The organism is Streptomyces sp. NPDC004667, from assembly GCF_040609475.1.
Classification (GTDB): Bacteria; Actinomycetota; Actinomycetes; order Streptomycetales; family Streptomycetaceae; genus Streptomyces.
Window position 1 is genome coordinate 1 of sequence record NZ_JBEXKC010000005.1, and the last position, 21,384, is coordinate 21,384.

Annotated in this window: 23 protein-coding genes; 11 read left to right on the forward strand and 12 right to left on the reverse strand. The window is 73.9% G+C overall.

The window, feature by feature from the left end:
- Window positions 1-91: 91 nt before the first annotated feature.
- The 7 genes from ABZW32_RS04135 to ABZW32_RS04165 all read right to left on the reverse strand — a co-directional run bounded on the left by ABZW32_RS04135 (window position 92) and on the right by ABZW32_RS04165 (window position 4,329).
- Window positions 92-292 carry a hypothetical protein gene (locus ABZW32_RS04135; RefSeq protein ID WP_356210875.1) on the reverse strand — a complete coding sequence of 67 codons (201 nt, stop codon included), beginning with the start codon at window positions 290-292 and terminating at the stop codon, window positions 92-94.
- Window positions 293-350: 58 nt separating this feature from the next.
- Window positions 351-719, reverse strand: coding sequence for a hypothetical protein (locus ABZW32_RS04140; RefSeq protein WP_356210877.1), 369 nt, complete (start codon window positions 717-719; stop codon window positions 351-353).
- Between the two features lie 121 nt (window positions 720-840).
- A complete protein-coding gene (locus tag ABZW32_RS04145) occupies window positions 841-1,425 on the reverse strand; it encodes a class F sortase (RefSeq protein ID WP_356210879.1) in 585 nt (194 codons plus the stop codon).
- A gap of 255 nt (window positions 1,426-1,680) precedes the next feature.
- Window positions 1,681-2,790: a helix-turn-helix domain-containing protein gene (locus ABZW32_RS04150; protein ID WP_356210882.1), complete on the reverse strand. Its 1,110-nt coding sequence runs from the start codon at window positions 2,788-2,790 to the stop codon at window positions 1,681-1,683.
- Window positions 2,791-2,867: 77 nt separating this feature from the next.
- Window positions 2,868-3,113: a hypothetical protein gene (locus ABZW32_RS04155; protein WP_356210884.1), complete on the reverse strand. Its 246-nt coding sequence runs from the start codon at window positions 3,111-3,113 to the stop codon at window positions 2,868-2,870.
- Window positions 3,114-3,156: 43 nt separating this feature from the next.
- On the reverse strand, window positions 3,157-3,909 hold the full coding sequence (locus ABZW32_RS04160) for a CbtA family protein (RefSeq protein ID WP_356210885.1): 753 nt from the start codon (window positions 3,907-3,909) through the stop codon (window positions 3,157-3,159).
- A 204-nt stretch (window positions 3,910-4,113) separates the two neighbouring features.
- Entirely contained in the window at window positions 4,114-4,329 is a 216-nt protein-coding gene (locus ABZW32_RS04165) for a CbtB-domain containing protein (RefSeq protein WP_356210887.1), read from the reverse strand.
- A gap of 243 nt (window positions 4,330-4,572) precedes the next feature.
- Here ABZW32_RS04165 and ABZW32_RS04170 point away from each other — a divergent pair, with 243 nt between their 5' ends.
- Window positions 4,573-5,052, forward strand: a complete 480-nt coding sequence (locus ABZW32_RS04170) for a histidine phosphatase family protein (RefSeq protein WP_356210889.1) — start codon at window positions 4,573-4,575, stop codon at window positions 5,050-5,052.
- A gap of 63 nt (window positions 5,053-5,115) precedes the next feature.
- Here ABZW32_RS04170 and pucL read toward each other — a convergent pair whose 3' ends face one another.
- The gene (gene pucL / locus ABZW32_RS04175) at window positions 5,116-6,033 is read right to left on the reverse strand and encodes a factor-independent urate hydroxylase (protein WP_356210892.1); all 918 of its coding nucleotides are present in this window, start codon (window positions 6,031-6,033) and stop codon (window positions 5,116-5,118) included.
- Window positions 6,034-6,295: 262 nt separating this feature from the next.
- Window positions 6,296-7,648, reverse strand: a complete 1,353-nt coding sequence (locus ABZW32_RS04180; protein WP_356210894.1) for an aspartate aminotransferase family protein — start codon at window positions 7,646-7,648, stop codon at window positions 6,296-6,298.
- Window positions 7,649-7,924: 276 nt separating this feature from the next.
- Here ABZW32_RS04180 and ABZW32_RS04185 point away from each other — a divergent pair, with 276 nt between their 5' ends.
- Window positions 7,925-8,344, forward strand: coding sequence for an ATP-binding protein (locus tag ABZW32_RS04185; protein WP_356210896.1), 420 nt, complete (start codon window positions 7,925-7,927; stop codon window positions 8,342-8,344).
- Between the two features lie 24 nt (window positions 8,345-8,368).
- Here the strand turns inward: ABZW32_RS04185 and ABZW32_RS04190 are convergent, their stop codons facing one another.
- A complete protein-coding gene (locus tag ABZW32_RS04190; protein WP_356210898.1) occupies window positions 8,369-9,325 on the reverse strand; it encodes a SigB/SigF/SigG family RNA polymerase sigma factor in 957 nt (318 codons plus the stop codon).
- Between the two features lie 370 nt (window positions 9,326-9,695).
- Between ABZW32_RS04190 and ABZW32_RS04195 the strand changes: the two genes are divergently transcribed.
- Both ABZW32_RS04195 and ABZW32_RS04200 read left to right on the forward strand, forming a co-directional pair.
- Entirely contained in the window at window positions 9,696-10,691 is a 996-nt protein-coding gene (locus tag ABZW32_RS04195) for a DUF5937 family protein (RefSeq protein ID WP_356210900.1), read from the forward strand.
- A 68-nt stretch (window positions 10,692-10,759) separates the two neighbouring features.
- Complete coding sequence (locus ABZW32_RS04200; protein WP_356210901.1) at window positions 10,760-11,152, forward strand: TOBE domain-containing protein; 393 nt, start codon at window positions 10,760-10,762, stop codon at window positions 11,150-11,152.
- A 104-nt stretch (window positions 11,153-11,256) separates the two neighbouring features.
- Here ABZW32_RS04200 and ABZW32_RS04205 read toward each other — a convergent pair whose 3' ends face one another.
- Window positions 11,257-11,910, reverse strand: a complete 654-nt coding sequence (locus ABZW32_RS04205) for a TetR/AcrR family transcriptional regulator (protein ID WP_356210904.1) — start codon at window positions 11,908-11,910, stop codon at window positions 11,257-11,259.
- 98 nt (window positions 11,911-12,008) lie between these two features.
- Here ABZW32_RS04205 and ABZW32_RS04210 point away from each other — a divergent pair, with 98 nt between their 5' ends.
- From ABZW32_RS04210 to ABZW32_RS04220, 3 genes are all read left to right on the forward strand, one after another.
- Window positions 12,009-13,043 (forward strand): aldo/keto reductase, encoded by a 1,035-nt coding sequence (locus tag ABZW32_RS04210; RefSeq protein ID WP_356210906.1) that lies wholly within the window; start codon window positions 12,009-12,011, stop codon window positions 13,041-13,043.
- Between the two features lie 144 nt (window positions 13,044-13,187).
- Window positions 13,188-13,616, forward strand: coding sequence for a hypothetical protein (locus ABZW32_RS04215; protein ID WP_356210909.1), 429 nt, complete (start codon window positions 13,188-13,190; stop codon window positions 13,614-13,616).
- A gap of 149 nt (window positions 13,617-13,765) precedes the next feature.
- Window positions 13,766-14,641: a YhjD/YihY/BrkB family envelope integrity protein gene (locus ABZW32_RS04220; protein ID WP_356210912.1), complete on the forward strand. Its 876-nt coding sequence runs from the start codon at window positions 13,766-13,768 to the stop codon at window positions 14,639-14,641.
- A 12-nt stretch (window positions 14,642-14,653) separates the two neighbouring features.
- Here ABZW32_RS04220 and ABZW32_RS04225 read toward each other — a convergent pair whose 3' ends face one another.
- A complete protein-coding gene (locus ABZW32_RS04225; RefSeq protein ID WP_356210914.1) occupies window positions 14,654-15,937 on the reverse strand; it encodes a hypothetical protein in 1,284 nt (427 codons plus the stop codon).
- A gap of 302 nt (window positions 15,938-16,239) precedes the next feature.
- Here ABZW32_RS04225 and ABZW32_RS04230 point away from each other — a divergent pair, with 302 nt between their 5' ends.
- The 4 genes from ABZW32_RS04230 to ABZW32_RS04245 all read left to right on the forward strand — a co-directional run bounded on the left by ABZW32_RS04230 (window position 16,240) and on the right by ABZW32_RS04245 (window position 21,349).
- Complete coding sequence (locus tag ABZW32_RS04230; RefSeq protein WP_356210917.1) at window positions 16,240-16,608, forward strand: hypothetical protein; 369 nt, start codon at window positions 16,240-16,242, stop codon at window positions 16,606-16,608.
- Between the two features lie 339 nt (window positions 16,609-16,947).
- Entirely contained in the window at window positions 16,948-19,119 is a 2,172-nt protein-coding gene (gene helR / locus ABZW32_RS04235) for an RNA polymerase recycling motor ATPase HelR (RefSeq protein ID WP_356210919.1), read from the forward strand.
- Window positions 19,120-19,255: 136 nt separating this feature from the next.
- Entirely contained in the window at window positions 19,256-20,089 is an 834-nt protein-coding gene (locus ABZW32_RS04240; RefSeq protein ID WP_356210922.1) for an alpha/beta hydrolase, read from the forward strand.
- 303 nt (window positions 20,090-20,392) lie between these two features.
- Entirely contained in the window at window positions 20,393-21,349 is a 957-nt protein-coding gene (locus ABZW32_RS04245; RefSeq protein ID WP_356210925.1) for a hypothetical protein, read from the forward strand.
- The last annotated feature ends 35 nt before the right edge of the window (window positions 21,350-21,384 follow it).

Consider the following 21,384-nt stretch of genomic DNA (forward strand, 5'->3'; position numbering starts at 1 on the left):
GAAACGGCGCGGGTGCCCCGGGCGCGCGGCCGGGGGGCGGCGATCCGCCCCCGCACCCCCCCCCCGCCTCATGCGGTGGGCGCCCCGGTGGCTACGCGGCGGGAGTGGCCGGGCCCGGTCCGGCTCCCGCCTCCGGCTCCTCCTCCCGGCCCGCGGCCGTGGCCGTGGCCTCGGGGCCGGTCGGCCTCGGCGCGGACGCCGGCCGTTCCGGGGTCCGGCGGACCGGCGGGGAGTGGCGGGCGGCCTCGGCGCGGAGCATGGCGTTCAGGGCGGCGTACGGGTCGATGGGCATGGCGGAACCTCACGGTGGTTCGGGCGTGTGTGGGGGGACGCGCTGCTGCTCGGCCCGCTCAGCAGCGCAGGACCACGCTCCGTACCGTCCGCTGGGATCCTGCCGGTGCGGCCTCCCCGCCCCGGATCGCGTGCGGCGGCCCGGCCGCATCGCACACGTGTTTCACGTGAAACATCCCCGGCAGCCGCCGGACGGCGAGCGCCGTGCGCACCGCCGTCCGTACGGCCGCGCGGGCGTCGGAGTCCGCCGCCCCGTCCGACTGCCCTTCGGTGGGCTCGGCGGGGGCGGAGGAGGCCGAACGGGAGTCCGCGGCCAGGGCGGAGGCCGTACTGGCCGCCGGACCGGCGCCGAACAGGCACAGCAGCGCTACGCAGGCCACCGTCAGGGCCCGCGCCGCCACCGTCCGCGCGTACCGCGCACCGCTCATGACGCCCTCCATGCCCCGGCGCGCCGGGCGGCTCCCCCGCCGGGCACCAGAAGCCCCCGACCGGGGGACGAAGACACCCCCCTCGGCTGACATCCGCCACTGCCCCACCGGGACCCCGCGCTCAGCGGGTGCGCAGCGGCCCGGTCAGCCGCGCCAGGACCGTGGTCTCCCCGCTGATCAGCCGCAGCCGGGCCCGCCCGGGCCGGTCGGCGGAGCCGCCGACCACGCCGGGCGAGATCCGTTCGACGGTGAACACGGCCGTACGGTGGTCCGCGCGCGGGATCTCGATGGTCCGCCCCCGCCGCAGCTCGGCGAGCGGCAGCCCGTCCCCGCTGACCACGGCGGTGCCCGCGCTGCCGGGCACCGGGCCTTCGGGGTCCCAGCCGGCCACGCCTTCGGCGTTCTGCGGGCCCCGCGCCAGCGGGAGGTCCACCCCCAGGCTGGGGATGCGCAGCCGCAGCGGGCGCGAGGCGCGCAGCGGCGCGGCGGACACTCCCCGGGGCCCGGTGTCCGGGCCGTGCGCCCCGGAGTGTTCGAGCCCGCGCACGAGCCGCCGGTGTCCGGACAGGCCCAGCGCCCGGGAGGGCAGTGCGTCGGCGGTGCCGGCGGTGGTGGACTCCGCGCCCTGGCTGCCGCGCAACAGGCCCACTCCGGTGCAGATCAGAGTGACCGTCAGCGCGGCGACGATCCACTGGGCGCGGGCCATGGCGTTCCTCCCGGGCCGGCTCGGGCGGCCGGTTCCTGTGAGCAGTGGACCGCTCCCGGGCGTCCGGCACCGCACGGGCGCGCCGGGAAGTGACGGTTCGTCACCGGCGTGTCGCGGCCGTGCGCGGGTGTCTTCGCAGCTCGGGGCGGTGCGCCGGGCGCGCTTCCGGTGGGTCGACGCCGTGCGCCCGAACGGGTGAGGGCGGACCCGGCGGTGCGACGGCGCCCGCCCCGCGCGCCCTGCCGGGCGGCGTGTTCACGCCCCTGACGCGGCGTCCGGGTCCGTGACCGCGGCCGCGGCCGACGGCAGGGGCCGCGCGGGCCAGTCCAGCAACCGGGCCCCGATCGCCGCCGTCTGCAGGGTGTACCGCTGGACGGGATCCCCGGGGTCGTGGCCGGTCATCCGGTGGATCCGCTCCAGCCGGTAGGTCAGTGCCCGCACGCTCAGGCCCAGCCGCCGGGCCGACTCCGCGGCCACGCACCCGGAGTCGAAGTACGCCGCCAGGGTCTCCAGCAGCGGCCCGGCTCCGCCCCGTCCGGCCCGCAGCGGCCCGAGCACGCTCAGCACCAGGTCGGCCAGGGCGGCCCGGTCCCGGGTCAGCAGCGGGAACACCAGCAGGTCGGCGGCGCGCAGTACGGGTCCCTCGAAACCGAGCCGGTCCGCGAGGCCGAGGGCGTCGCGGGCCTCCTCGTACGAGGCCGCGATCCCGCCGGTGCCGGGACGCGGGCGCCCGACCGCGACGAGCCCCGTGCCCGGGAGCGCCGCGCACGCCTGCCGCGCGAAGTGGACCGGCACCTCGTCCCGGTCGCCCGGGGCCACGCAGACCAGCAGGCCGTCCTTGGTGGCGAGGAGGGCGGCGCCGTCCCCGAACCGCCCGGTCAGGGCCGCCTCCACGCGGCGGGCGGCCGGGCCCGCGTCCTCGCAGGGCTGCGGGCCGCGCGCGACGGCCACCGTGTACGCGGGCGCCGGGGCCGGTCCGAAGCGCGACGCCCGTTCGGCGAGGCGGCAGGGGTCTCCCCGGCCGAGCAGCAGGTCGTCGACGTACTCCCGGCGGGCGGCCTCCTCGCGGCGCACCAGCAGGTGCCGGGCCCGCTCGTAGCCCTCGGCGAAGGCGTCCACGGCCTGTTCCGCCGCCGCCAGCACGGGGTCCGGGGCGCCGTGTCCTTCGAGTGCGGCCCGGGTGGCGGCGAGATGGGCGCCGACGAGGCCGCGCAGCCCGTACCCGGCGGCGGCGGCCCGCGCGCCGAGGGCCCGCCGGGTGGCGAGTGCCTCGGGTCCGGGGCGGCGCCCGGTGGTCCGGACGTCCGCGAGGATCCCCGCGTACCCGGTCAGATATTCCTCGGGTACGTCCCGCCCTGACGCCACACCAGCTCCCCGCTCCGTTCGAACTCCCATTGTCGCCAGGGGGTTCGCGGGGGCCCGGGCCGGGGCGGGCGGGGCGCTCAGATCACCACGAACGCGACCGCCGCCGCCCCCATGAGGGCGGCGGCGAGGTGGATCGCGGGGTGGCCGTAGTCCCCGAACCAGAGTTGGCGGGCCAGTCCGCCCAGGGCGGCCAAGGCGGTGATGACCCCGATCTGCGCGAGCAGGGTCGCGGCCGTGAACGGGGCCAGGAGCAGGAGTAAGGAGTTCAGCCAGAAGGGTGCGGCGCCGGTCCAGCCCCGCCAATGCCAGATCGCGGTCGGCATGTCCCGGCTCCCACCTTCCACACCCGCAACAGGCGTGTCGTGCTCAACTCATCGGCTGTACAGCCTCCTGGGGTGCGGCGGCCGGGGCAATAGCGCGTTCGGCTAGAAATCCGAAGGCCAGGCCGAAAGTCGTCCACAGGGCCACCTGGATGCCCAGCGAGGCGAGGCGGAACTGCCAGATCAGGGCGGCCGGGAAGTCGGCCGGCACCTCGTTGATGCCGGGGAGCAGGGCGTAGGCGACGCCCACCGCCACGACGAAGGACAGCGCGGCGACGATCGAGGCGTTCCAGTTGCCCAGGGAGGGGGCCAGGCGCCGCCCCAGGATCAGGGCGCCCGCCGCGAGCAGCAGGCTCAGGGCGATCATCAGGACGAACAGGGTGGTGCGCCGCACGACCGTGTCCGGGTCGCCCACGGCCGGCGGGTTGGCCGGGTACTTGAGGAACGGGACCAGGTTCACGGTGAGGAACAGGCCCCCGGAGACCAGCGCGGCGGTGGCCCGCGGGCCGAAGCGGCCGAGCCGGCCCAGGGCGTAGCAGAAGACGAGGGCGGCGATGCCGCCGAGCGCGACGCCGTAGAGGAGGGTGCCGGTGCCGAGGCCGGCCGTGGCCTGCAGGGCCCGGCTGACCGGGGCGTCCTCGGCGTGGTCGTGCCCGGCGGAGGCGGCTTCCTCGATGGCGATGGCCGCGTCCACCTTGGACTCGCCGAGGACGTACGCGACGAGGAAGGCGGCCACGCCGGCGAGCAGGCCGGCCAGCATGCCCCGGATCAGCAGGACACGTGGGGAGATGCGGTTCATGCGTCGGTTTCCCTTGCTGGGGCGGAGAGGGGCGAGCGGGGGATCTCCGGGGTCCACAGGGCAGGCGGAAGCGGCGCGCGGGCCGTACGGCGCTCCGCGGGCTGGTGTCCCGCGGAGTCACGCGGGGGACGGGCCCCGCGCGGAGCCGTACCGGCGCCGCGCGCAGGGGAGTTCCCGGCGGCGCGTGGACCGGGGATCAGCCGGTCAGTGGCAGGGGAAACCGAGCAGGTGACGGCCGTCGTGCATCCACTCGTGAACGGTGTTGCCCTGGAAGACCGCGGTGGCACCCTGCTCGGCGCCGACGAGGTACAGCAGGACGAGCATGAGGACGCCGACGAACAGCGCCCAGGGGGCCAGTTCCTTCAGGGAGAGCGGGGTGACGGCTACGGGGGCCGACGACGGCACGGCGGAGTGGGCCATGGCAGAACCTCCAGGGGGAACACGCGTCCCGGTCAGTGGTGCTCTTGAAGAAGGTGGCGGGTCTGACTTCCCTGCCCGCACTGCTGCGGGAGGATTCACAGTGGCGCGACCGTGCCGGAATCTCACCGGTACTTCCGTCATACCTTCGTCATGTCGTCCGAGACCGTACCGCGCCCGTGGCCTGAACACCACGGCGCATGTCCGCCGTCTCACGCCCTGGGCGCGCGCTCTACGCTCCCTCCCATGCCCGAGACGACGCCCCAGGCCCCGCCGAGTCCACCCGTACGGCTGCACCTGACCACGCCCCCGCTCGACTCCGCCGCCCGCCAGGGCCGGTTCGGGTACGGGGACCCGTGCCCCGGCCACGCCGGTCTGGCCGGCCCGGCCACCGGGGACTGGGCGGGCCGGACCCTGGAGGAGGTCGCCGCCGAGGACCCGCAGGGGATCCGCGCCTGGCTCACCGACCCGGCGTACGCGCCACCGGGCGGCGGGGAGTCCGTGGCCGCGCTGATCGCCCGGACCGGGGCGCACCTGGCCGCGCTGCCGCCCGGTCCGCACCACGCGGTGGTCGGGCAGGCCGTCGTACGGGCCGCGGTGGTGTGGGCCCTGGAACTGCCCGCGCAGGCCTTCTGGCGGCTCGACGTGCGGCCTCGGACCGTGACCACCCTCAGCGGCCGCTCCGGCCGCTGGAACCTCCTGGTGGGCTCCCCGGCCGGGGAGTGAACGGCACGACGGCCCGGACCCCGCGACGCGGTCCGGGCCGAACGGTGCTGCGGGGCGGTGCTGTTACGCGACGATCCAGTCGGACGTGGCGATCACCGGCTGCACGCCGTCGCGGTGGATGGTGCCCTCGATCAGGCCGTACGGGCGGTCCGCCGCGAAGTACACCTCGTTGTCGTTCTTCAGCCCGAAGGGCTCCAGGTCGACGAGGAAGTGGTGCTTGTTGGGGAGGTTGAGGCGCACCTCGTTGACCTTGGGGCAGTTGTCGAGCACGCGCTCGGCCATCTGGTTCAGGGTCTGCTGGAGCGAGTACGAGTAGGTCTCCGCGAAGGCTTCCAGCATGTGCTTGCGGACCTTCTTGTACGACCCGTCCCAGTCGAAGTCCGCGTCGTCGGCGGCCAGCGCCGACTGCGCCCAGCGGGCGGTGACCTTGGTCGCCAGGATGCGGTCGTACGCCTCCTTGAGCGTCGTGTACTTGTCCTTGATGTAGCCGTGGAACTCGGAGTTGGTCGAGTTCATCACCGTCAGGTCCTTCAGACCGGAGATGACCTGGAGACCGGTGGTCTCGCTGTAGGTGACCTGCGCGGTGCGCACCTCCTGGCCCTTGCGGACGAAGGAGTGCTGCTCCTTGCGCGTCGGGACCGGGATCCGCTCCCAGGCGAACTCCTCGATCCGGATCTGCGCCTCGCGGATCGGCTGCTGGGAGGAGACGAAGTGCTTGGCGAGGTGGATGCCGAAGGCCTCGGGCGAGGCGACGCCGTGCTCCTTGCCGAAGGCGTACACCGTGTTCTTGGTGGTGTCCGTCGGCAGGCAGTTGGCGTTGTCGCCGGTCAGGTGGACGTCGCGGAACTCACCGCGCAGGGCGACCGAGACGTTCAGGTCGCGGATCTCGGCCCAGGAGCCGTCGCTGCCCTTGCGGGTCACCACGACGATGCGGTTCTCGGCCTTGCCGTACTGGTTCTGGCCCAGGACGTGCTTGCTCATGCTGTCTTCCTTCGGGTACTCGGGAACACGGAGTCCGTTGGTCTGGATCCCGTACGCCCGGCGTCCAGCGCGCGTCCCGCGTGAAGACGTGCCGCTCCCCGCCGTTCGGCCCCTGGGGGCCGCCCCGGGACTGACGTGCATCCCGGTCCGTAGGTGCTGAGTAGTACTGCACGGATTGCAGCATGTGTACGGCGGGTTAACCACCGTACGGATCCTCCGAACACCAGCACCCACGGCTTGGGCGACCGTACAGACCCGCAGGTCAGGCCATGTGCGCGTCGGCGACCGCGAGGGCCTCGTCGAGGACGGCCAGGCCCTTGGCCACGTCCTCGGCGGAGACGTTGCAGGGCGGGGCGACGTGCATCCGGTTCCCGGCGAGGAGCGGCCACAGGCCGCCCTTCTTCAGGGCCGCCCCGAAGGCCGCCATGGGCGCGTTGTCGGCGCCGGAGGCGTTGTACGGGACGAGCGGCTCGCGGGTGTCCGCGTCCCGTACGAGTTCCAGCGCCCAGAAGGTGCCCAGTCCGCGGACCTCGCCGACCGAGGGGTGGCGCGCGGCGATCTCGCGCAGGCCCGGTCCCAGCAGTTCGGCGCCGGTGCGGGCGGACTGCCCGACGATGTCCTCCTCCTCCATCGTGTTGATCGTCGCGACGGCGGCGGCGCAGGCCAGCACGTGCCCGGAGTACGTCAGCCCGCCCGGGTAGGGGCGGCGGGCGAAGGTCTCGGCGATCGCGGCGGAGATGGCGACACCGCCGAGCGGCACGTAGCCGCTGGTGATGCCCTTGGCGAAGCAGATCAGGTCGGGGGTGACGTCCCAGTGGTCGGCGGCGAACCAGGTGCCGGTGCGCCCGAAGCCGACCATGACCTCGTCGAGGATGAAGACGATGCCGTAGCGGTCGCAGAGCGCCCGCACGCCCGCCAGGTAGCCGGCCGGGGGCACGAGCACGCCCGGGGCGCCGCCGACGGTCTCCAGGATGATCGCGGCGATGGACTGCGGGCCCTCGAAGACGATCGTGTCCTCCAGGTGGCGCAGGGCGCGCTCGCACTCCTCGGCCTCGGTGCCGGCGTGGAAGGGCGAGCGGTAGAGGAACGGGCCCCAGAAGTGCACGACGCCGGCGGTGGCGGTGTCGTTGCCGAAGCGGCGGGCGTCACCGGTGAGGTTGATCGCGGTGGAGGTCGCGCCGTGGTACGAGCGGTACGCGGACATCACCTTGGGCCGGCCGGTGTGCAGCCGGGCCATCCGGACGGCGTTCTCGACCGCCTCGGCGCCCGCGTTCGTGAAGAAGATCTTGTCCAGGTCCCCGGGGGTGCGCTCGGCGATCAGCCGGGCGGCCTCGGAGCGGACGTCGACGGCGAAACCGGGCGCGACCGTGCACAGCCGGGCGGACTGCTCGGCGATCGCGGCCGCGACCTTGGGGTGCTGGTACCCGATGTTCGTGTAGACGAGCGCACTCGAAAAATCGAGGAAACGGTTGCCCTCGTAGTCCCAGAAGTACGAGCCCTCGGCGCCGGCGACGGCCAGCGGGTCGATGAGCTCCTGCGCCGACCAGGAATGGAAAACGTGCTTCCGGTCGGCGTCTTTCACGGCGGCGAGGGCGTCGGCGGCTTCTGCGTTCATATATCGAGGGTAGTTGTCCAGGATGTGGACCCGGGGGTGCCTCCGCCGGGGCGTGGCCGGGGGGTGACTTGACGTACGGGGGACGCGCCGCTCGACGGGTTCCGGTCCTCGCCGTAGCGTCGCCGTCATCGGCCGCTCCACGGGGGAGAACGGCGGAAAACTCATGGTGGGGCCCCGTCGTGCATGGGGGATCCGGCCGCCGCGTGGTGGGATTTGTCCGTCGATCCCGGGGGTAGGTGCGGCGCCGGGGGACGGGCGGCGGAGACGGGAGAGCCTGTGGCCGAGCAGACGCGGAAGCTGGTCCTGGGCGGTGGCACGGCGGGTGTCGTGACCCGCTGCCGGGACTTCACCCGGCGTGCCCTGGCCGACTGGCACTGGCCCGCCGGCGCCGAGGCCGAGGAGGACGTGCTCCTGCTGGTCTCCGAGGTGGTGACCAACGCCTGCCTGCACGCGGGCGGCCCGCGCGAGCTGGTCCTGCGGCACGCCCCCGGCCTGCTGCGCGTGGAGGTCACCGACGACAGCCCCGAACCGCCGGTCCCGCGGCCGCCGGACCGGGCCCGGCCGGGCGGGCACGGCCTGATCCTGCTGCAACGGCTCGCCCGGGGGTGGGGCTGCGTCCCGTCGCCGCCGGGCAAGACGGTGTGGCTGGAGGTTCCGGGCCCTGCGGCCCCGGCCCCGGCCGGGCCGGAGGCGTAGGCGGGGGCGGGGCGGCGGCCCGGTTCAGGCGGCGTCGGCGGCCCCGGGAGCGGCCCGGGGTCCCTCGGGGGCCTTCGCGGCCCCGGGAGCCCCCAGGGCCCCGTCGGGCTCGTCGGCCCCGTCGGGCTCGTCGGGCTCGTCGGTGAGGAGGCCGCAGCGCAGCCGGGCCAGGGTGCGCTGCAGCAGCCGGGACACGTGCATCTGGGACAGCCCCAGCCGCTCCCCGATCTCGGACTGGGTCAGCTCCTGCCCGAACCGCAGCGCCAGCAGGGTCCGCTCCCGCTCCGGCAGCCCGGCCAGCATCGGCTTGAGGGACTCCAGGCACTCGATCAGGTCGTACGCGGGCTCCTCCGCGCCCAGCGAGGACCGCTCGGTCCGCGGGTCGCGCTCCGGGTCGTCCTGGGCCGGGGCGTCCAGCGAGCGCGCGGAGTAGGCGCAGGCGGCCTTGCGGCCCTCGCCGAACTCCTCCGGCGTCACGTGCAGCTTCCGTGCCAGCTCGGCGTCGGTGGGCTCGCGGCCGAGGCCCTGTTCGAGGGCGTCGTGGGCCTTCGCCGTGTCGATCCGCAGCTCCTGGAGCCTGCGGGGGACCTTCACCGCCCAGCTGGTGTCGCGGAAGAACCGCTTGATCTCCCCGCTGATCGTGGGCATCGCGAAGGTGGTGAACTCTACCCCGCGTTCCGGGTCGAACCGGTTGATGGCCTTGATCAGCCCGATCGTGCCGACCTGGACGATGTCGTCCATCGGTTCGCTGCGTCCGCGGAACCTGCGGGCGGCGAACTTCACCAGGCTCAGGTTCAGCTCGACCAGGGTGTTGCGGACGTAGGAGTACTCCGCGGTGCCCTCTTCGAGCGCGGCCAGCCTGCGGAACAGGGCCACCGAGAGGGCCTTGGCCTCGCCGGTCGCGACATCGTTCCGATCGCCGTGATCGGTGTGCTCGGTCAGGCCGGGGTCGGTGAGGCCGGTGAGATCGGTGAGGTTCATCGCTCTGCGCTCCTCCGACGGAGGCTCCCCGGGCGGCCGTGGTCGTGTGCGGGCGCCACCGTCCTGAGGGATATACCCGCTCGAACCGGGTGATACCCGTATGGATCTTTCGCAGGCCGCAGGCCGAGGGCAGAGGGTGTGCGGGAAGGACGCGGGCCGCGTGCGGGAGGCTCCCCTGTGGCCCCCCGTACGCGGCCCGCGCCGGTCTCGTGCGTCCCCTCCCGCGCGGCGCCCGCCGCGGAGTCCGGCCCGCCGGCCGGCGCCCTGCGCACCGGAGGGCGCGGAGCACGGTAGGAGCCTGCGGCCCCGTGCCCGCCGGGCCCACTGATTAAGCTCAGGCCGAATCCAACTGGGCTGCGGGGGCGGGGACATGGCGACGGGGCTGACCTTTTCGGCGGCGGATCTGGCCCGCACGCGCTTCGCCGTCTCCCCGATGTGGGAGGTCGTCACCAGCTTCCGGCTGCTGAAGGATCCGGCCGGGTGTTCCCTGCACCGGCGCTGGGCGGCGCAGGTGCGGCCCCGGATGCGGTGCGCGGGTCTGCGGGGCGGCTGGCTGGACGAGCTGATCCCGGCGCGCGGCTACCTGGCGGACTTCCTCAACCCGACCCCGGACGGCCCCTTCCCCACCCTCGACGCCGAGTTGGCGGCCATCCGCGCCAGCCGTCCCGAGCAGGTCCGGGCCGACGTCGAGGACCTGCTCCACACCCGTCCGGGCGGCCCGGGACCGGGCCCCTCGCCCCGGCTGCGGCTGCTCCAGGAGGAGCCGGGGCCGGCGCTGGAGAAGGTCACGGCGGAGATCGAGACGTACTGGGAACTCGCCCTGGCCCCCTACTGGGCGCGGATCCGCCAGCTGCTGGAGGCGGACGTCTTCCACCGGGCCCGTCAGGTCGCCGAGCACGGGTCCGCCGCCGTCCTCAACGAGCTGCACGAATCGGTCCACTGGGACGAGGGCACCCTGCACCTGCTGCGCTGCGAGTGCGGGCTGACCCGTGAGCGGTCGGGACCGGGGCTGCTGCTGGTGCCGACGGCCTTCGCCTGGCCCCGCGTCCTGACCCGGTCCGTGGCCCCGGACCCGCCCCAGCTGGCCTATCCGGCCCGGGGCGTCGGCACCCTGTGGGAGCCCCGCCCCGCCTCCTCCGCCGACGCGGTGGCCGGCGTACTGGGCCGTTCCCGCGCGCTGCTGCTGGCGGAGCTGGACAGTCCGGCGTCCACCACCCAGTTGGCCCGCCACTGCGGCCTGTCCGCCGCGGGGGTCTCCCAGCACCTGACGGCGCTGCGCAACGCGGGCCTGGTCACGGCGCACCGCGCGGGCCGCTCGGTGCTCTACGCCCGCACCGCGATCGCCGACGCCCTGCTCGCGGCCTGACCGGCGCCGCCCCGGCGGCAGGACCGCGACCCGGCAAACCTTTCCGGCCACCGCACTAGGCTGCGTGCATGGAGTCGTACACCATCGGCCAGGCAGCGCGGCTGCTCGGCGTCAGCAGTGACACCGCCCGCCGCTGGGCGGATGCCGACCGGTTCCCCACCCGGCGCGAGGGGAACCGCAGGATCGTCGACGGGCCCGACCTGGCGGCGTTCTGCGTCGAGGTCGCCCAGGAGGCCGCGGAGGACGAGGACACCCCGTACACCTCGGCGCGCAACGCCTTCCCCGGCATCGTGACCGCCATCAAGCTGGGCTCGGTCGGGGCGCAGGTGGAGGTCCAGGCGGGCCCGCACCGGGTGGTGTCCCTGCTGACCCGGGAGGCGGTCGAGGAGCTGCGCCTGGAGGTCGGCATGCGGGCCACCGCCCGGGTGAAGTCCACCAGCGTGTTCATCGACCGCACCTGAGGCACCTGGGCCCCGCCCCTCCCTGCCCGTCCGCGCCCGCCCGGCCCCCGTATCCGCGCCCGCCCCAGCCCCCGTGCCGGCCCGGACGGGGCTGCGGGCACGCGTCAGCCGTGCTCCGGTTCCCGTACGAAGGCCCCCGCGCGGGCCGCGGCGACGGCCGCCCGCGCCGCGCGCCCGGCCGCGGCCCCGTCCAGGGGCTCACCGGTGGTGAGGAAGCGGTAGTACAGCGGTGCGGACACGGCGCGGACCACCTCGGCGGCGTCGGTCCCCTCCGGCAGCTCCCCCCGCTCCACGGCCTGCCGCACGCACGGCGCCCATTCCGCGACCCGGACCTCGTAGAAGCGGTGCAGGGCCTCGGCCGTGCGCGCGTCGCCCGTGGCGGCGGCGATCACGGCCTTGAACAGGGCCCCCTGACGCGGATCGGTCAGGGTGCGCCGGACGAGCTCCGCGTTGGCGAGCAGGTCCTCGGTCAGCGATCCCGTCTCGGTGCGCGGCGTCGACTGCTCGGCCATGTCCGTCAACAGGTCCGCGACCAGCCCGGCCACCGTGCCCCAGCGCCGGTACACGGTGGTCTTGCCCACGTCGGCGCGACGGGCGATCTCGGCCAGGTCCAGCCGGTGGAAGCCCTGTTCGGCGAGGGTGTCGCCGGCCGCCCGGAGCACTGCCGCGCGCACCCGCGCCGTACGCCCGCCGGGCCGGACGGTCCCCGGCTCCGCCGGGTCCTCCGCGGTGGGGGCGGCCTCATCGGAAAAGTCCATAACGGGGCTCCCGTTCCATTAGTGGCGATCTCCTGTTACGTTGGGATCACCTTAAAGGGTCTGCGGTGCCATTACCGCTTCGAGTCGGGGGATGCGTCATGGAATACAGGCAGCTGGGCACGTCCGGTCTCGAGGTCCCCGCCCTGAGCTTCGGAGCGGGAACCTTCGGAGGCCGGGGTCCGCTCTTCGGCGCGTGGGGCACGACGGACGCGCGGGAGGCCCGCCGCCTCGTCGACATCTGCCTGGAGGCGGGCATCACCCTGTTCGACACGGCCGACGTCTACTCCGCCGGCGCCTCGGAGGAGGTGCTCGGCCGGGCGGTCAAGGGCCGCCGGGACCGGGTACTGCTCTCCACCAAGGCCGGACTGCCCATGGGCGACGGCCCCGGCGACGCCGGCACCTCCCCCTCCCGCCTGATCCGCGCGACCGAGGACGCCCTGCGCCGCCTGGACACCGACCGCATCGACCTCTTCCAGCTGCACGCCTTCGACGCCGCCACCCCCGTCGAGGAGGTGCTCGGCGCCCTCGACGGCCTCGTGCGGGCCGGAAAGATCCGCCACGTCGGCGTCTCCAACTTCGCGGGCTGGCAGCTGATGAAGTCCCTCGCGGCCGCCGAGCGGCACGGATTCCCCCGCTACGCCGCCCACCAGGTCTACTACTCCCTCGTCGGCCGCGACTACGAGTGGGAGCTGATGCCGCTGGGCCACGACCAGGGCGTCGGCGCGATGGTGTGGAGCCCCCTCGGCTGGGGCCGGCTCACCGGCGGGCTGCGCCGAGGCCTCCCCCTCCCGGAAGGCAGCCGCCTGCACCGGACCGCCGACTACGGCCCGCCGGTGCAGGACGAGCACCTCTACGACGTGGTCGACGCCCTCGACGCCGTCGCGGAGGAGGCCGGTCGGACGATCCCGCAGGTGGCCATCAACTGGCTGCTGCGCCGGCCCACCGTCTCCTCCGTCATCGTGGGCGCCCGCAACGAGGAGCAGCTCCGCCAGAACATCGGCGCCGTCGGCTGGGAGCTGACGCCGGACCAGGTGGCCCGGCTCGACGCCGCGAGCCACCGTCCGGCCCCGTACCCGTACTTCCCCTACGAGCGCCAGGAGGGCTTCGCCCGCCTCAACCCGTCGCTGGTCTGAGCCGTCCGGGCGGCGCAAGGGGTCCGGGGGCGGACGCGGGGGGTGAGGGTGCGGATGCAGAAGGTGGTGGGTGTGTCTATTTTGTGGTTTGTGGTCATTGGTCGTGACTGCGTTGATCTGCCCCCTTTGAGGAAGGCCTCACCCATGAAGCGTTTCCCCGTGATCGGCGTGCTCTGCGTCACCGCGGCGTTCGGTCTCGCGGCCTGTTCCGACAACAGCAGCTCGCCGGCCGAGGAGGCCACCCAGGCGGCCGCGGACCTCTGCACCAACCTGAACGCACTCAAGGCCGACAACGCCAAACTGAAGGCCCTGAACCCCGCCGTGGCGACCAAGGACCAGGTGCAGAGCGCCGTCGAAGCGGTCCAGAAGGACTGGGAGAACGTCAAGAGCAACATGAAGAAGATGAAGCAGTCGGAGCAGGACGCCGTGAAGTCGGCCGCCGAGGGCCTCAAGAAGGGCTACCAGGACCTGCCCGGCGACACCACCGGCAAGGACGCGCTCACCCAGCTCCAGCCGCAGATCCAGAGCCTCGACCAGGCGGCGGCCAACGCCTCGACCGGGCTCAAGTGCTGACCCGGTGACACCCGCCCGCCCGGTGTGGCCCCCCGTTTCCGGGGAGGCCCCCACCGGGCGGCGGCGTGTCGGCGAAATGCGTGACATCTCCGATTTCGCCATGGTTCTCGGGCATGGTGGTGCTCCCGCGCCCTCCCGAGGAGTCCTCCGTGTCCGAACCGGAAGCCGGGCCCCGGCTGTTCGCCATCCCCGGCTGGATGCGCAGGCACACCCCGGTGCTCACCCGGCTGATCGAGCAGCTCGCGGCCGTCAGGGTGCTGGACTGCGCCACCCGGCTGGCCGCACAGGCCTTCCTCGGCGGGCTGCCCGCCCTCTTCGTCATCGGCACCATCGGCCCGGACTGGATGCAGGACCAGCTGGCGCACTCCCTCCGCGCGGCCATGGGCCTCCAGGACGCCGCCCTGGACCAGGTCCTCTCGGTCTACTCCGCCAAGGACTCCACGACCGCCACGACCACCGGCGCCGTGGGCATCATCGTGACGCTGGCATCGGCCACCGCCTGCAGCCGCGCCCTCCAGCGGACCTGCGAGCGCTCGTGGCACCTGCCCAAGGCCAAGGCCGCCGTGGCGGCCTGGCGCTGGATCGCCTGGCTCACCGTCTGGCTCGCCGCGCTGCTGTTCCAGGGACCGATGCAGAGCGCCTTCGGGGCCGGCGCGGTCACCGGTTTCATCGTGGCGGTGGTGGCCGGCACGCTGCTGTGGTGGTGGACCCAGCACCTGCTGCTCGGCGCCCGGATCCCGTGGCTCCCGCTGCTTCCGGGGGCCCTGCTGGCGGGGGCGGGGGAACAGGTGCTGACCGTGGCCTCGCGGGTCTACATGCCCCACGCCCTGAACCGCAGCCTGCAGGAGTTCGGCGCCCTAGGCTCGGTCTTCGTCGTGCTGTCCTGGCTGATCACGCTGTTCGTCGTGATCACCCTCGCCATCGCCGTCGGCTACGTGGTCGCGCACGAGCCCCCGTTCGCCCGCTGGCTGGGCACTCCGCCGCGGCCGGCCCCGACGAGGGCGTCGGGGCCGGCCGCGCAGTGACGGCGTACGGCGCTACCGGTTCCCGTGCCCGGGGCCCCCGGAGCCCGGATCCCGCCCGCCGTCCCCTGGCCCTGGCCCGGTCCCGGTGCCTGGTCCTGTCCCGGCCCCGGCCCCGGCCCCCGCTCCGTTTCCGGCGCGGCCGCCCGCCGCGAGCAGCGCGAGCACGGCGAGGGCGACCAGCAGGATGAGCACCAGCAGCAGGACCGTGAGCACCGTCGGGTGGTTCCACAGCGCGAACACCAGCGCCAGCACGATGAGCACGCCCACGGTGAGCGGACGCCGCCGGGCCTCCACCCAGCTGCCCGCGCCGCCCGTCGTCACCCCGTGGGCCGCGCTCCAGGCCATGGTGGAGTCGGCCCTGCGCTCGGCCCCGCCGCGGACGGCCCGCGGCAGCCGGCCGGCGCCGGACAGGTAGGCGCCGAGCGCGATCACGATCCCGAGGACGAGCGCGGTCCGCAGGCTGACCCGCAGGAACCGCACCAGCGTGTCGAAGACGGCCGCGGCGGCGTCCCGGGACTGGACCTGCTCAGGGAGGTGGTCCAGGTAGTAGCGGCGGGCGATGACCAGCCCGATGGCGACGAGCAGGCAGGCTCCGGCCCCGCACAGCGCCATGACCACCAGGGCCCGGCGGCGGCGCCGGGCGAGCAGCACCCCGCCCGCCGCGAGGAGCACGGTGATCACGGGGAGCCAGTTGCCGGCGATGTCGAGGAGCCGGACCCCGCCCCGGATCTTCTGCAGCTTGTCCGAGTGGAAGAGCACCATCTGCTTGTTGACGTCGGGGATCTTCTCGGCCGGGGAGAGCCCCGCCTTCACGAGGTCCTGTTTGACCGTCTCGACGGCCGCGCCGACGTCGAGGGTGACGGTGCCGCCGTCGACGCCGATCGCGCCGCGGCCCTTGCCCGTCAGCGCGCGCACGACGGACTGGTGGGCGACCCGGTTGGCCTGGGTCCAGACCGTGTCGAACGCCTGGCTCGACACGAAGCGGCTCGCCACCTTGGTGACGGCCTGGTCGGCCGCCGAGTCCAGCTGGGGGCCCAGCGCCTTGACCGCCGTGCCGACGCGCGGCGGCAGCCCCTGGGACTCCAGCCACTTCGCCAGGTCGGCGGTGACCTGCGACCCGTCGATCCGTACGTCGGCCGCCTCCGTGATGCGGTGGACGGCGGCGGCCTCGATCGCCGGGTCCGAGGCCAGGGGGGCGACCGTGGACACGTAGCGGTTGGTGTCCAGCACGATGTCGTGCACCCAGACGGTCAGGAGGGACACCGGTACGAGGAGGCAGGCCAGCGTGATCAGCACGGCGGAAGCGGTGCTCGCGGCGATCCGCCGCCCGCGCGACGGAGACGACGACGGCGACGACTGCGACGGCGGCGGGGGCGGCGGCGGAGGAGCGGGAGCCTGGCCCGGGGGTGAGGGCGGGGGCGGGGGCGGCTCGGACGGCAGACTCATGGCCCTCCCTGGGACGGGGGAGGCGCGACGCCTCTCGCGTCCATTGACGGCCCCCCGGACCGCGGTCGCACGCCGGGTTGAGCCCACCGGGTGGTGGCTCCGTCCGGATTCGGCACCGTACGGCGCGGGGTCGGTGAATAGAATCGGCTTCCATGTCGAAGCCCGACCAGCTGCTCGTGGACATCGCCGCCCTGGTGGAGTCCGCGCAGAGCAATCAGATGTCCCTGACCGTGGTCACCGGGGGTGGCGTCATCACCGGCCGGCTGGCCCCCGAAGCCGTCTGGAGGCAGCGCGTGGCGGAGGTCCTGACGGACTCGGCCCGGCTGACCGAGTTCTCCGCCGCCTTCACGGGTCCCGCGGGTCCCACGGCCACGGACGGCCCACCCACCCATCTGCACTTCCACGTCGCCCGCATCCTCCAGGGCACCGTGGGCATCCCCGAGACGGGCGGCATGTACCGCGTCGCGATCGAGGACGTCGGCGCCTGGACCGTCGGCGACTTCAGCTACTCCGACAGCTGAAGTCGCTCCCGCACCGCACACGGACGGGGCCCCACCGGCACGCGGCGGTGGGGCCCCGTCCGTGCGTCAGGACGTGACGGGAGGGGGCTGTCCGGGTGGTTCCGGAGGGGCCCGGGAGGCCGGCGGCAGGGTGCCGGCGGTGGTGAGCTGGTGGTGGTGCGGCCGAATTCCTCGACCCGGCAGCTACCGGGGAGCCATCGACGTGCACGGGGCGCAGAAGACATCAACTCCCCACCACTCTCAACGTATAGCGCACCGGGGGGCTTGTGGCAAGACCCCGGTGCCGGGTCAGAATCGCGGGCCAGGCCACGACCGGCCGGACCAGCGAAACAGGAGAGCATGCACCCCCTGACCCTCAGCGCGACCACCAGTGCGTTCGACCTTCCCGAGCACCTCGCCGCCAAGGCCGACCCCGCGTTGACCGCGGGCGACGAGCAGCACTTCGCGGCCGTCACGGAGACGCTCGACGAGGCGATCGCCGAACTCTCCGACCGCCTCGCCACCTTGCGCAAGGCACCCGGAGGCGCCGGCCGGGAGGCGATGGAGCGGGACACGGAGATCCACCGCCTCACGGGCCGCCTGCGCACCCTGCGTCGCTTCGGCCGGGACCTGTGCCTGGGACACGTCGTCGGCGCGGACGGCTCCGAACCCGTCTACATCGGGCGCCTCGGCCTCACCGACAGCTCCGGCCGCCGCCTGCTCCTCGACTGGCGCTCGCCCGCGGCCGAGCCGTTCTTCGCCGCGACCCACGCCAACCCGATGGGCCTCGCCAGCCGGCGCAGGTACCGCTGGACCCGCGGCCGGATCGGCGACTACTGGGACGAGGTCTTCACCGCCGACGGGCTCGAAGGACGCGCCGCGCTCGACGACCAGTCGGCCTTCATCGCCAGTCTCGGCGGCAACCGGTCCGCCCGGATGCGGGACGTCCTCACCACCATCCAGGCCGATCAGGACGCCATCATCCGGGCCGGCTCCCGCGGCGCCCTCGTCGTCGACGGCGGTCCGGGCACGGGCAAGACCGTCGTCGCCCTGCACCGGACCGCCCACCTCCTCTACTCCGACCCGCGGCTCGGCCACCGCCGCGGCGGCGTGCTGTTCGTCGGCCCGCACCGCCCCTACCTGGCCTACGTGGAAGACGTCCTGCCCAGCCTCGGCGAGGAGGGCGTGCGGACCTGCACCCTGCGCGACCTCGTCGAGGAGGGCGCCGGCGCCGGGGTCGAGGCCGACCCGGACGCGGCCCGCCTGAAGGCGTCCGCGGACATGGTGAAGGCGATCGAGACGGCCGTCGCGTTCTACGAGGAGCCGCCCTCCGAGGGGATGACGGTCACCACCGACTGGGCCGACCTGCGGCTGAGCGCCGACGACTGGGCCGACGCGTTCGACGCCGGACGCGGCACCCCGCACAACGAGGCCCGCGAACCGATCCTGGAGGAACTGGTCACGATCCTGGGCGACCGGCTCGGCGGCGGCATCCCGCACGAGGCACTGCGCGGGTCGCTCCTGCAGGACGAGGAACTGGTCGCGGCGCTCGACCGCGCGTGGCCGATGCTCGACGCGGCAGACCTCGTCGGGGACCTCTGGTCGGTCCCCGCCTACCTGCGGCTGTGCGCCCCCTGGCTCGGCCCGGACCACGTCCGCACGCTGCGCCGCGCCGACGCCCGTGCCTGGACGGTGTCCGACCTGCCGCTCCTGGACGCGGCGCGCCGACGCCTCGGCGACCCGGGGGCGTCCCTGCGCAAGCGCCGGCACGACGCCTCCGTCGCCGCGCAGCGCGAGCGCCTGGCCGGGGTCATCGACAACGTCCTGGCCGCCGACGACGACGGCGAGGGGGCGGTGACGATGCTGCGCGGACGGGACCTCCAGGACAGCCTCGTCGACGAGAGCGCCCTGCCCGCCGCCGACCCCGAGCCCTTCGCCGGTCCGTTCGCGCACATCGTCGTGGACGAGGCCCAGGAACTGACCGACGCCGAGTGGCAGATGCTGCTGCTCCGCTGCCCGTCCCGGAGCTTCACGATCGTCGGGGACCGCGCCCAGGACCGGCGCGGGTTCGCGGAGTCGTGGCGCGAACGCCTGGAGCGGGTCGGCCTGGACCGGATCGAGACGGCCTCCCTGGGCGTCAACTACCGCACCCCGGAAGAGATCATGGCCGTAGCCGAGCCGGTCATCCGCGCCGCGCTACCGGACGCCAACGTGCCGTCCTCCATCCGCGGCAGCGGCATCCCCGTCGTCCACGGCCCGGTCACCGCCCTGAGCGAGGTCCTCGACGGATGGCTCGCCGAACACGCCGAGGGGGTCGCCTGCGTCATCACCACGGGCGACCTCGCCGAGGGCGCCCTCCCGGCGACGCCCCGCGTGCGCGCCCTCACCCCGGAACTCTCGAAGGGACTCGAATTCGACCTGGTCGTCCTCATCGACCCGGCCTCCTTCGGCGAGGGCGTCGAAGGCGCCGTGAACCGCTACGTGGCCATGACCCGCGCCACCCACCGCCTGGTCGTCCTGACCACCACCTGACCCCGCCCCCGATCGACCGTCGCCCGGACGCGTGACGTGCGGGCCGGGGCGGTTGTCAGGGGCCGGGCGCGGTGCGTCAATGGCACCGGCCGCGGGCAGCAGCTCGCGTACGCCTCCCTCCGGTGAGGAGACCGGGATGTCACGGGTCGAAGCGAACGGTGTCGGACTCTTCTACGAGGTGGCGGGGGAGGGCGATCCGCTGGTTCTGGTGCACGGCTCCTGGGGGGACCACAAGACCTGGGTCCCGGTCCTGCCGGCCCTCGCGCAGAGGTTCCGGGTGCTCGTCTACGACCGGCGGGGGCACAGCCGCAGCGAACGCCCGCCGGGCCCCGGAACCCGGGTCGAGGACGAGGAGGACCTCGCCGCGCTGATGGAGACGCTGGGGTTCGCGCCGGCGTACGTGGCGGGCAACTCCTTCGGCGCCTCGACCGTACTCGGCCTGGCGTCCCGGCGGCCCGGGCTCTTCCGGGGGATCGTCGCCCACGACCCCCCGCTCATGGGCCTCCTGGCCGGAGATCCCGAACCGCCGTCGTCGGCCGTGGCCGGCGGCCGGAAGATCGATTCCGTGCTGGAGCACCTGCGGGCGGACCGGCCGCTCGAGGCGGCGCGGCAGTTCGTGGACGAGGTCGTGCTGGAGCCCGGGGCCTGGGACGCCCTGCCGGAACGGGTCCGCGACGCCCTCGTCGCCAACGCCCCCACCTTCCTGGACGAGCAGGCCGACCCGGGGTGGGCCCGGATCGACCTCGAAGGCCTCGCCGGTTACACCGGGCCCGCCCTGCTGACGAAGGGGACGCGGAGCCCGCGGTGGTTCGCCGCCATCACCGACCTGCTCTCGAAGGAAATGCCCCGGGCGCAGACGTACACCTTCGAGGGGGCCGGCCACATGCCCCACCTGAGCCACCCGCAGGCCTACGCGCAGCGATTGGTCCGCTTCGCCGACGAACAGCGGGTCGTTCGGGACGCTCCGTAGCCCCCTCAGACCTCGTTCGCGTCGGCTGCGACCGCGGCCGGGCCGAGGGAGTCGACGTCCTCCATGGAGCCCGGCATCCGGGCATTGACGAGGTCGGGGTGGTCGATCTGCGGCCCGTGGCCGGTCGTGGGTGAGAGGGGGCGGGGTCCGCGGCTTGACGGTCCGTCTGAGCTGGGGTTCCACAGAAAAGCACGAACTGTCGATCAAGTGATGATCAAGGTCTCGTGCTATCAACGCCTGTTTCGAACAGGCATGTTGGCGATGTACTCCTCGGGCAGGCAGAACCAAGAACGGGGAGAAACCATGTCCGAGAACAAGACGTTAACCGGTCGTCAGATCGAGATCTCCTGGCCCGACCTCGGCATCACGGTCACCGCCGATCTCGACGACCGCAACCCTGCACTCGCCGACGTCCTGTGGGAGTCGCTGCCCTACCAGAGCCTCCAGGGGCACGCCCTCATCGCGGGAGAGCACCTCTACCACGTGGCGCCGATACCGGCCCTGCTGCACACGCCCCACGCCACCCGGATCCCCGACCGGCGCGAGGCCCCCGACGGCACCGTGTTCTGCTCCGGCCTCCAGCACCTGGGCATCAAGTACGGCACCCTGACCGAGCCGATGCCCGCCACTCCCGTCGGCCGGGTCCGTGAGGCGGACATGCCCGCCCTGCTGGAGGCGGGGGCCGCGATCTGGGACGCCGTCTACTCCACGAAGAAGCAGATCCTCGCCGAAGTGCGCCGCGCGGGCGAGCCCGGCGGCCACCGCATCCCGAAGCTCGCGGCCACCGACGCGGACGCCGGCCGCCTGATCGCCGACATCCACGCCGAGACCGAGAGGATCTGGCTCGCACCGCCGGTCGAGCTGGAGGACCTCCACCAGGGCGTCATCCCCTCCGGGGCGGGGAACTTCGGCACCGTCCTTCCCACCCTCCTGTTCGTCAACGGGGAGACCCGGCCCCTGGGTTACGCGGCCTACGGCGGGCTCGTCCGCGCCGTCGTCCAGGACATGCCCCTGGACTCGCTCGTCCACATGACCCGCCTCCTGGTCGGCGTCCCCGCCGAGTTCCTGGGCTACTGCGGCCTGGAGCACCTGTGGGCGTTCACCCAGCGCTTCCTGGAGGTCCTGGACCGCCTCGACCGTGCCGACTTCTACGCCGTCACCAGCCAGATGGCCCTCTACATCAACTGCCTCGGCGGCTGGAACCTCCAGCTGTACCCGTGGGAGACCGGGGACCACCTGCGCCGGCAGGACGCCCGCTGAGGTCCTCGGCCGTGCCCGGAGCGGAGTCCGGTCGC

Excerpts from the sequence above, each read along its gene's own strand:
- ABZW32_RS04160 (WP_356210885.1), bottom strand. The coding sequence starts at position 3,909 with ATGAACCGCATCTCCCCACGTGTCCTGCTGATCCGGGGCATGCTGGCC.
- ABZW32_RS04155 (WP_356210884.1), bottom strand. The coding sequence starts at position 3,113 with ATGCCGACCGCGATCTGGCATTGGCGGGGCTGGACCGGCGCCGCACCC.
- ABZW32_RS04195 (WP_356210900.1), top strand. The coding sequence starts at position 9,696 with ATGGCGACGGGGCTGACCTTTTCGGCGGCGGATCTGGCCCGCACGCGC.
- helR (WP_356210919.1), top strand. The coding sequence starts at position 16,948 with ATGCACCCCCTGACCCTCAGCGCGACCACCAGTGCGTTCGACCTTCCC.
- pucL (WP_356210892.1), bottom strand. The coding sequence starts at position 6,033 with ATGAGCAAGCACGTCCTGGGCCAGAACCAGTACGGCAAGGCCGAGAAC.
- ABZW32_RS04205 (WP_356210904.1), bottom strand. The coding sequence starts at position 11,910 with ATGGACTTTTCCGATGAGGCCGCCCCCACCGCGGAGGACCCGGCGGAG.
- ABZW32_RS04145 (WP_356210879.1), bottom strand. The coding sequence starts at position 1,425 with ATGGCCCGCGCCCAGTGGATCGTCGCCGCGCTGACGGTCACTCTGATC.
- ABZW32_RS04240 (WP_356210922.1), top strand. The coding sequence starts at position 19,256 with ATGTCACGGGTCGAAGCGAACGGTGTCGGACTCTTCTACGAGGTGGCG.
- ABZW32_RS04190 (WP_356210898.1), bottom strand. The coding sequence starts at position 9,325 with ATGAACCTCACCGATCTCACCGGCCTCACCGACCCCGGCCTGACCGAG.
- ABZW32_RS04210 (WP_356210906.1), top strand. The coding sequence starts at position 12,009 with ATGGAATACAGGCAGCTGGGCACGTCCGGTCTCGAGGTCCCCGCCCTG.
- ABZW32_RS04215 (WP_356210909.1), top strand. The coding sequence starts at position 13,188 with ATGAAGCGTTTCCCCGTGATCGGCGTGCTCTGCGTCACCGCGGCGTTC.
- ABZW32_RS04230 (WP_356210917.1), top strand. The coding sequence starts at position 16,240 with ATGTCGAAGCCCGACCAGCTGCTCGTGGACATCGCCGCCCTGGTGGAG.
- ABZW32_RS04135 (WP_356210875.1), bottom strand. The coding sequence starts at position 292 with ATGCCCATCGACCCGTACGCCGCCCTGAACGCCATGCTCCGCGCCGAG.
- ABZW32_RS04140 (WP_356210877.1), bottom strand. The coding sequence starts at position 719 with ATGAGCGGTGCGCGGTACGCGCGGACGGTGGCGGCGCGGGCCCTGACG.
- ABZW32_RS04170 (WP_356210889.1), top strand. The coding sequence starts at position 4,573 with ATGCCCGAGACGACGCCCCAGGCCCCGCCGAGTCCACCCGTACGGCTG.
- ABZW32_RS04165 (WP_356210887.1), bottom strand. The coding sequence starts at position 4,329 with ATGGCCCACTCCGCCGTGCCGTCGTCGGCCCCCGTAGCCGTCACCCCG.
- ABZW32_RS04200 (WP_356210901.1), top strand. The coding sequence starts at position 10,760 with ATGGAGTCGTACACCATCGGCCAGGCAGCGCGGCTGCTCGGCGTCAGC.
- ABZW32_RS04180 (WP_356210894.1), bottom strand. The coding sequence starts at position 7,648 with ATGAACGCAGAAGCCGCCGACGCCCTCGCCGCCGTGAAAGACGCCGAC.
- ABZW32_RS04245 (WP_356210925.1), top strand. The coding sequence starts at position 20,393 with ATGTCCGAGAACAAGACGTTAACCGGTCGTCAGATCGAGATCTCCTGG.